1 protein-coding gene is annotated in these 1814 nt (G+C 38.3%); it reads right to left on the bottom strand.

Going from position 1 to position 1814, the window contains the following annotated elements; all coding sequences use genetic code 11:
* Positions 1–20: 20 nt before the first annotated feature.
* A complete protein-coding gene (locus tag ACMHKH_RS14575) occupies positions 21–1760 on the bottom strand; it encodes a DKNYY domain-containing protein (RefSeq protein ID WP_413521342.1) in 1740 nt (579 codons plus the stop codon).
* Positions 1761–1814: the final 54 nt, after the last annotated feature.

Raw genomic sequence — 1814 nt, forward strand, 5'->3', positions numbered from 1 at the left:
GTTTATAGGTCACATAACTCTTAAAATATACTATCTACACCGTGTGACTTTAGTATTTCTTGCTGTTTAATTATAAAATCTCTGGTTTGTAATTTACCATCTCTAGCCAGCGTTTTTGAAAATAGATAATGCCTGCTGTAATGCCCATTTTTGAGAAGCACTTGCATTTTTCCTGAGTAGCCAGCACGAAAGTGATAATGCTGAGTAAAGATAACTTGCCGAATTTCAGACAATTTAAAAGATTTAGGAAATAAGGTGAGCATCTGCAATTTATCGTCTTTAATCATAAAAGGCGCTTGTAGAACCTTAAAGTTTTTCTGGAGTAAAGTAGCAATAGGAATGATAGCAACAGCGATTAATAGTAGCCAAAGCATACTAACGTTAGAACCATATTTGGAAAGCGCGGTAACAATGGTCTTACCCTCCAGCGGAATAAGATGTTTGCGATCCACCAAATCTTTGATGTGTCCTGATCTCAGATTATCTTGCAATAATGTTTGCGACGTCTGTTGAGTGTCGATGGAATAAACACTATTTTTTATTGATTGACCGCTACCCATATTGTCAAAATAATAGAGTTTGCCTGCATTCTCCCAAACGCTACCAAAACTACTTATACAGGTACCGATATTTTTCCATAGCGAAGCATCAATGCCTTGCATCTGTTTTATAAAGGTATTCTGACTGCGGGTACCATTACTTTTTTTACTTGACCAATGCTCACTCGATTCTAAAAACAAGGTATTTTTACCATCAGTAAAGACAAACTCAGATAATGCCTCGAATTCCGAGCCGTAGAAAGGATTATCCCCCGCTCTTTTGACTGCGTTATCTTCTCGATCATAATAATAAATACCGTCTTTTGAGCCAAACAAAGCGTGATAGACGTGAGCACCATAAGGCGTGATAAGCTCATAAGGTGTGTGTTTTTCATCGAAAGCGACGTCATGCATAAAGACTTTGCCAGTGCGAGGGTCAAAAAGATACGACTCAATACTGTTGCCCTCTATCTCAAAGCTATAGATGTCAGCATTGCTGCTAAACGGTAGTAATTTACTTTTGTAATAGACGTGTTGATTGTCTGCAAAATAGTCGTAACTCGGTCTTTCATCACCATCGTCGTATAGTTGTGCAAGCTGGCGCAAAGTAGTCGGGTCTGCTTCTGGCAAGCGTTTGCCCTCAAAAAATACCGCTTCACCGTCTGTCGCTACACTGTTTTCTAATAGAGGATAATAAGGTTGACTACTGAGAGGTAATTCTTGGATAGGGTAGAGATAGGTTTGTGGCTTTTCGCCGAGGTTTAAGCCATATAACATCAATTGAAACATTTCGACTACTACATTTAACGTGTCATTTCTGATGCTATTACTGCCTAAATAGTAAGTATGCTGTCCATCGCTATAGTAATCTTCTCCTAGGCTGATGGTTTTGCTAGGATCTAGATTAGGAACGATCAGATTGCCTACATAGACATGGTTTTTATCAATAGCGACTTTTTGAGATTGATAGCCTTTCTTATCGCTAAAGGTCTTAAACGTAGAGACATCCGCTTGCGTCACTTGATATTTGCCGTTGCTGGGAACACTGGCATAGATTTTATGATCGTAGAGAGTGAAAATACTAGAATCATAAGGCACGCCTAAGCGGTCTATTTTGCTACTTAAGTCATCGTCAAATGAGCCAAACAAGCCGGTTATTAATAGTAACGAGCTTATTAAAAGTAAAATAACCAAGCCACGCAGAACTAGCATAATTTTCATTGTTATACTATTGTCCTCGGTTCTAAATGAGATTTACTTGATAGTAAATAAATA

Origin of the sequence: Psychrobacter glacincola (genome assembly GCF_965118485.1) — a bacterium.
Taxonomy (GTDB): domain Bacteria; phylum Pseudomonadota; class Gammaproteobacteria; order Pseudomonadales; family Moraxellaceae; genus Psychrobacter; species Psychrobacter glacincola_D.